We start from the raw sequence: 7102 nt of genomic DNA, 5'->3' as shown, positions 1-7102 counted from the left end.
TGTAGCGTCGTATACGTCATCGCTTCGATTGGTGTATGAAAATCAGGTTCAAATCCACCCTCAACTACTGACTTTCTTAATTCATGTAATCGTTTAGGGTTCACACTTCGAGTGAGTAGTAAATAGGTCTCCAATAAATTCGAATGTTGATCCTCTTCTGAAGTCCAAGTATGTATAAAGTCTGTAATAACAGAAAGGGATCCTTTAAAAGTCGCAGATAAATAAGTTGTAAACCATGGTAAATTCACTTCTGTTAATAAAGCTGTTTCAATGGCCGTAATTACACCAGAAGGAAGAGTAACTTGACTATCATCCCAAGGAACTCTTTTAAAGTCCATTCCCTTATCCCATGGTAAAAACTCATGATAACCCCAATCTATCTTCTGCGCTCTTATTTTATGTTGTTCATACAGTTCTTTTAAACGTGGTTCTAATCGGAAATCTAAATCATTTGTTAGCATATATAAGTGCCCCCTTTTCTTATCATAGATAGTCATTCTATATTTACATTCATTTTTATCATTAAAAATTTTCTACAAATAAATATTACTTTCCTTTTCTCAGCAAATAGAGAATAACATTCATGGATGAAGATACTCTTCATGTTGTAAATCTTGGTGATTATAAAAAGGTGCATGCCCATAAAGAATCGTTTTATAATAAAGATTGATAGTGTTTTATACACACTATCAACTTATTTAGATGGAAGATCCAATATATTAGATTAAGCGCTTGAAAAACAAATACAGTTGATGAGATAGCCTTAAATGACAATTCCCAACAAGATCAATGTACATTGGCTATGATGAGTTAGAGCGAATTTTGTGAAACAGTATACAACACAAAGGGAAGAGGCGATAAACATGCAGTCAACGGAAGCGCATATGAAGGAAAAACAACGTAGAGAAAAAATAGAAATAATATTTAGTCACAGGGTAAAAGGAGAGAGTTATTTTTACGGTTCTTCCTATCAATGGAAAAACATTGTATATCAAAATTATAATAGGATACAACAAAAAGAGTTGGAAATTGAACAACTTATTTCGAAAATGGAAAAAGCAGGGGTTCGTTTTACACAGCACCGTTCACTCATACACTATCCCGTCATTGATTTTGTAAAATATATAGCTAAGATTTATAAGGAGCCCCTCGAAATACAATAATCATACTTAAAATAAACCTTTATAAAAGGTTTATTTTCGAAGCCTTTTTAACTAAAATCCTAAAAAATTACAATATTCTTTTTATTCTCAATGCTCTTTGTTTTTGTTATAATATCAACCATAACGTATTATATTCGTTTGTATATCTTCATATTTTGGGAATTTTATTACACAAAAAGACAACTCTTAATTGGAGTTGTCTTTTATTTTTTTCGATATACATAATACTATTCTGATACAAAAACTTCAAGATTCTTACAACCAGAGAAAAAGTAGGATTTCTCATAGGAGAGATGCTACTTTATTTCCTCATATTCCTTCATTATTTTATAAAACGTATTTTTCTTTAGCTCTAACATTTCCATAAACATAATAGCTGTTATTTCTCCACTTTTCCATTTAGAATAAGTTTCTTCTATTGAGGATCAATTACATAGAGCAAGCGGTTTGCAACTTCTTATTTTATCTATTGTATTGTGGAATACAGTATATATATCACGTGCAGTAGATGCTTTACGTGCAAAAGGAGTAGACATCCCAGAAGAATATTTACAACATATATCTCCACTTGGCTGGGAACATATTACTTTAACAGGTGATTATGTATGGAACCTAAATCAAAAAACGAATTTCAATAATTTAAGGCCATTACGAGACAAAAAACCTATAAAAAAGCAGTAAATTGATAAACCGGTTCCTTAACGTACAGGGAACCGGTTAAAATATGTCCAAATTGTGTCTAAACGTACAATTTTCTTTTTTTGATATGGTGACCCCATCACCATCAAGCTAATATTTTCATATCCCCCTAAATTAAAATTTTCTTTCTCTACAGATAGTTATTCTGAGAAGCCGCTCATTTTTTCGTTTTGGGGGCATTTCTTTTTCTTAAGTTGATGGGCATGTATGGTGACCCCTATTAGACGATAGTGAATTAACAATTTCGGGGTTCAGTTCAACTTTATTCAAAATAAGATTTTTTTGCAGTAAAATCAATGTTAGTGGAACTTTATTAATCACACTTTTTTCTAAATTAACATAAATACTTGCAACATTTAAATTAGTACTATATAGTTCTAGTTATGACAAAGGTAAAATTAGTGAATCAAAAACGTGTGATTGAAGTAGCTGCAACATTATTTTTAGAAAAAGGGTTTGCTTATACAAGTATGGATGAATTAGTACGTGTAAGCAAAGTTTCAAAGTCTAATGTGTATTATCACTTTTCTAATAAGGAAGAATTATTAGAAGGGGTCGTTGATTATTGGATTGAAATGTATCAATCTGCAATTGATGACGTACTTTCTCAGAACCAATTTTTAGTTGAAGATCGTATCCAACTGTTTTTAAAGCAATTATCACAAGGAGTTCAGTCGAGAGAGTATAAGGGGAGCTGTCCATTTATTACTCTTTATATTCAAAGTCCTACACAGGCCACGCAAATAAAAGAAAAAATAGGTCTTTTTTTTACAGAATTACAAAAGAAAGTTTCTCTATTACTTAAACAAGGGGTAGAGAATGGGGAATTCAGAAATACGATTAATATTGATGAGGTTGCATCACTTTTTATTACAAATCTTGAAGGAGCGTTATTTATTTCAGAAACATTGAAGGATGCAACTGTAATCACGAAAACAGCAGATCATTTTTTTAACTTGCTTCGATAAAAGAAGCTTTTTTTTTACATCAAATTAGTACTAAATAGTACTAAAAAGGAGATTTTATATGAGAACAGTATTTTTAATTGGTGGAACAGGCTTTATTGGAAAGCAATTAGTGAAAGAATTAGCCAAAGAGGATGTTAAAATTCTTCTTTTAGTGAGGTCGAAAAGTAAAGCAACACGCATTTTACAAGAAAGAGGCATCTTAAAAAAGGCAGTTATGCACTTTATTGAAGGTGATTTGACGAAAATAGATTTAGGTCTAAGTGCTGAAGATAAGGAGAGGATATTGAAAACGGATGTGATTATTCACGCAGGAGGCCCCATGGATATTCAAGTGACAAGTAAAGAGGCAGCTTCCGTATTTTTAAATGGCGCCAAACATATTAGTGAATTAGCTAAAAGTATTCATCAATTGAAGGGCTTGCAACAATTTATTCATGTTGTAGGTTATATGAGTCCCTTTGATGATAAAAATAGCAAGATTGCAATTGATGTGTTTAAAGAAGGAAACAATTATTTGAAAATAAAAAATCCATATGAGAGAACAAAATTTTTAGCAGATCTTTATATCCGTCACCAGGCATCAGCAGTAGGTTATCCGCTTTCTGTAATTAATCCGCCAACTGTAGTCGGTAGTAGTAAAACAGGGAGTACAGAGCAGATAGCAGGATTAGGTTTGCTTGTGATGAGTATGCGAAGAGGGCTCATGCCAGTGATTCCTGGAGGTAAGGGATATAGGTTACCACTTATTTCAAACGATGAGCTTGCGAAGTTTATTGTGCAGGTTTTCAGATTGGAGCAACCGACTATTCAAACATATACACTTGTTGAAGACAAACAGCACGATCAGAACATTGCTGAATTATTAAGTATTATGTCGGAAAGTATGAATATGAGGGCACCAAAAATCTCTGTCCCAATGCCACTTATGAAGGCAATTATGAATAGTGGAGTAAGTAAAATAACAAAAATTCCTTCTGATGGACTGAATTTTATTACAAAACGAAAATTTTCAAATGTTTCAGCGAAAAAAATTATGGGAGGAGATTGGTTTAAGAAGACGAGTGTAATGAAATTTTTCCCTGCCGTAGTAGCTGATCTGGATTATCGAATGATGTATCAAAATGGCCAGCATAATCATTTATTTAAACGAACATTATGCGATAACACTACCCTTTACCAATTACAAGGAGAGGGTAAACCGTTTATTTTATTACATGGTTTATTGAGTGATGGAGAGGATTTATTTCCTTTAGCACAAGAGCTTCATGAAAAAACTGGTCAACCTGTATGGATCTTGGATCTTCCAGGTTTGGGACGTTCTCCTTTTAAACGAGAGAAAAATCTTCTAGATATCTATTTGAATGTAGTGAAAAAGTTATTGGAGAAAGCTACTAATGGTGCACATCTAATTGGCCATTCATTCGGTGCGTTTATTCTTCTGGAAGCATTGGTACAAGAGTACATAGATAAGAAGTATTCAATCACTTTACTTCAGCCACCTGTTGCTAAAAAAAATGCTAAATCGCTAAATGTTCCTCAATTTATGAACAAATGGACATTAAAATTGGCAACTACTAATTTGATAGGGCGTTATTTATTAAGTAATGGTTTGTTTGAAAGTACGGAGAGCATCCCTGAACATTATATTGAAAAAATAAGTAACAGTTTTACTTCTCCTAGAATTTTAAATACTACGGTTCAGCTTAACAGTTTACTACTGAAAAACGATCAAGGTGATTTCAATGAAGTAACAAAGTATAATCTTCACATTATCTGGGGGGATTATGACAGAGGCTATTCTGCTCCATCGCATCTTGGTAAGGTTGATTTTGTTCCATATGGCCATCATTTTCCTCTTAGCCATCCGAGTGAAACGGCAACATTAGTAATAAAAAATAGTAATACTAGCAGATGAGAGTGTGGGATAAATAAAAAGTGTGTAGTAAGATCGTTGTGTCTTTGAAATAAAATCGTACTGTTTGGGGTCCCACCCTATGCCCATCAACTTAAAGATTTTATAACACCCCAAAACGAAAAAATGAGATTTTTATTACAAGTAAGCACAATTTTTCGTTCTGGGGGTAGTTGTATTTTCTTAGCTTGATGGTGATGGGGTATCTCCAGCATTTTGGAAAAAAACAAGCTAAGTAAAAAATATAAAATACCGTCCTGATGGACGGTTTTACTTTTGACATAATTCTCGAAAACGGAAGTCAAAAGCTTTTATTTTTGCTATGTTAAACAACAATTTTGAGAATCCACCAAAAAAGAAAATGGCACTTTTTTGTAGTCTTTTTTAGACTTCTTGTTCAACTCAAGTACTCTGTTAGTTCAATAGATCTTCAATTTGTTTTTTGTCCTTAATACTACATAACCCACCGTGGTAACAAATCACTTTTTCAATATCAAGGTCCAAAAATTTTTCCAGAGAATCAATTGCAGTTTTCATATCCAATGTCGTTTGTGAAACGGGTCTTTGTAAAACACCATCAACTACTACCATAGCATCACCTGCAACAAGAGTTTTGTTTTGCTTCAAATAGAGGCTAATATGTCCAGGAGTGTGGCCTGGTGTAAATATGACTTGAATACCCCCACAATAAGAAAGCTCTTGACCATCTTCTAATGTCTTATCTACCTTTGCTTTTGGAGGATTTTTGTATAAGAATTGCATTTGTTCAGGTAATGATGCCCACTGTTCTTTACTCATTCGATCCGGGTCTGTGTTAATTAGAGGTAAGGTTCCTTCAATATAGGGTTTGTCGAAAACATGTGCATACACTTCTATATCGTTATTGGAGTGGTTTAGTATTTCTGGGAGAGAACCTATGTGGTCTAAATCCTGATGAGTTAGAATTACTACTTTCAATTTATCAAAAGGGACTCCCACTTTACTCATGGCAAGACGTATTTGTTCCAATTGTCCAGGCATACCAGTATCAACTAAAACGGCCATTTCATCATCCCATATCAATGTTGGGTTTAGTCCGAAACCCTGAATTTTTAATTCTAGCATTGCCAATCCTTTATCGATTCTCATTTAATCTCCTCCTAATTTTAAATGTAAGCTATAAAGTATTACCTAGTTCAACTTACCATCTAAAAAGAGGGTTAACAATAGTGAAATATTATATAATAACATAAATAAAATATTTTGTCAATGATTATTTATCAATTAATATTAGTTTTGTTTTAATTATTGAACTAACCTGCTCTGTAGTTGAAAAAAGAATCATGTATATTCTATTCATGTCCAGTTAACATAACGTCCTATTATCAGTAGCAAGGAAAAGGAGGAACCCTACTCTCTCAAGGGAACCTCCTTTTTTCGTTCTATGGACCTATGCATTTTTTCATACATTCCTATTCTGGCGCGGTTTTAGGTTTCTCGTTTGTTTTTGGATCAACCAAAAAACTGTATTAAATCTTGTTTGATCCTAGGGGTCACTATATATGAACACTACGTATTTGACTTTCTCAATGACCAACATTACTTAACGTGGTAAAATAATATTCGGATGGGAATCCAATGTTATTAAAATTAAAGTGGTTATCAAGTCGGAGGAAGGCACTTTAGGGTGTCTTTTCTTTTTAAAATATATAAGCGCACCATCCCTTTCCTAATAGAGGTCCCCTCATGCCTCCTTACAGGGAGAATGATAAGGCATTTTTTATTTACCCAATTACCGAGCTCTCACATGTTTTAAATAGTTACAATACTTGTATTGCTTCAATAACATATGATCATTCTTAAGAATGTCATTGAAATGTATCAATAGATTCTAGTGCAGCAAAATAAATTGTGCTATGATGTGAGCAAATATAAAGCTATCTAACGGAGGGATTCACATGCCGCATGTTGTGTTTCGTGGAATTACTACTGAACAATTAAAACACATAAGCAAGCCATTAGTAGAAGAGCTCGCAGAGATTTGTGAGTGTGGTACGGATAATTTTACGTTGGAACTACCAAGTTCTACGTTTGTATTCAATGGAGAAGAAATAGAAGCGTTTCCTCTTATTGAAGTGAAATGGTTCGAGCGTGGACAGGAAATTCGTGATCGATTTGCCAAGGCCATTACTACATATGTAATGGATTTTGGACTTCCAGAAGTAGAGGTTGTATTTACGGTTTTCACAGAATCAGCGTATTATATTAACGGGAAGCATTGTGCAAGTTAGAGCTATTTGAAAGATTTTTGTAACATTTATAAGGGGTAGAACCACATCGCTATCAAGCTAACTAGACAAAATACCCCCTAAAAAGAAAAA

6 protein-coding genes and 2 pseudogenes are annotated in these 7102 nt (G+C 33.4%); 5 read left to right on the top strand and 3 right to left on the bottom strand.

Going from position 1 to position 7102, the window contains the following annotated elements; genetic code table 11:
* Window positions 1-461: acyl-ACP desaturase (locus tag CN326_RS23545; protein ID WP_176524760.1), on the bottom strand; the 461-nt coding region annotated here is incomplete at its 3' end.
* 402 nt (window positions 462-863) lie between these two features.
* On the opposite strand from CN326_RS23545, the gene CN326_RS23540 reads away from it, so the two are divergent.
* Window positions 864-1163, top strand: a complete 300-nt coding sequence (locus CN326_RS23540; RefSeq protein WP_098311356.1) for a hypothetical protein — start codon at window positions 864-866, stop codon at window positions 1161-1163.
* A gap of 296 nt (window positions 1164-1459) precedes the next feature.
* Here the strand turns inward: CN326_RS23540 and CN326_RS25315 are convergent.
* Window positions 1460-1582: pseudogene (locus CN326_RS25315) on the bottom strand (recombinase family protein); the annotation flags it as partial.
* Between CN326_RS25315 and CN326_RS23530 the strand changes: the two are divergent.
* The 3 genes and pseudogenes from CN326_RS23530 to CN326_RS23520 all read left to right on the top strand — a co-directional run.
* Window positions 1578-1844: pseudogene (locus tag CN326_RS23530) on the top strand (Tn3 family transposase); the annotation flags it as partial. The pseudogenes CN326_RS25315 and CN326_RS23530 sit on opposite strands and share 5 nt — an antisense overlap.
* A gap of 401 nt (window positions 1845-2245) precedes the next feature.
* Window positions 2246-2830: a TetR/AcrR family transcriptional regulator gene (locus CN326_RS23525; protein ID WP_098311355.1), complete on the top strand. Its 585-nt coding sequence runs from the start codon at window positions 2246-2248 to the stop codon at window positions 2828-2830.
* A gap of 58 nt (window positions 2831-2888) precedes the next feature.
* Entirely contained in the window at window positions 2889-4745 is a 1857-nt protein-coding gene (locus CN326_RS23520; RefSeq protein WP_097899712.1) for an alpha/beta fold hydrolase, read from the top strand.
* A gap of 411 nt (window positions 4746-5156) precedes the next feature.
* Here the strand turns inward: CN326_RS23520 and CN326_RS23515 are convergent, their stop codons facing one another.
* A complete protein-coding gene (locus CN326_RS23515) occupies window positions 5157-5870 on the bottom strand; it encodes an MBL fold metallo-hydrolase (protein WP_097903263.1) in 714 nt (237 codons plus the stop codon).
* An 809-nt stretch (window positions 5871-6679) separates the two neighbouring features.
* Between CN326_RS23515 and CN326_RS23510 the strand changes: the two genes are divergently transcribed.
* Window positions 6680-7012: a DUF1904 family protein gene (locus CN326_RS23510; protein ID WP_001120954.1), complete on the top strand. Its 333-nt coding sequence runs from the start codon at window positions 6680-6682 to the stop codon at window positions 7010-7012.
* Window positions 7013-7102: the final 90 nt, after the last annotated feature.

Origin of the sequence: Bacillus sp. AFS018417 (assembly GCF_002560985.1) — a bacterium.
In the GTDB taxonomy this organism is placed as follows: domain Bacteria; phylum Bacillota; class Bacilli; order Bacillales; family Bacillaceae_G; genus Bacillus_A; species Bacillus_A rhizoplanae.
Note: the sequence above shows the minus strand (reverse complement) of the source record. Positions and strands in the feature narration are given on the sequence as shown.

What these genes read in the sequence shown, in the direction of transcription:
- CN326_RS23540 (WP_098311356.1), top strand. Translation starts at nt 864, where the DNA reads ATGCAGTCAACGGAAGCGCATATGAAGGAAAAACAACGTAGAGAAAAA.
- CN326_RS23525 (WP_098311355.1), top strand. Translation starts at nt 2,246, where the DNA reads ATGACAAAGGTAAAATTAGTGAATCAAAAACGTGTGATTGAAGTAGCT.
- CN326_RS23520 (WP_097899712.1), top strand. Translation starts at nt 2,889, where the DNA reads ATGAGAACAGTATTTTTAATTGGTGGAACAGGCTTTATTGGAAAGCAA.
- CN326_RS23515 (WP_097903263.1), bottom strand. Translation starts at nt 5,870, where the DNA reads ATGAGAATCGATAAAGGATTGGCAATGCTAGAATTAAAAATTCAGGGT.
- CN326_RS23510 (WP_001120954.1), top strand. Translation starts at nt 6,680, where the DNA reads ATGCCGCATGTTGTGTTTCGTGGAATTACTACTGAACAATTAAAACAC.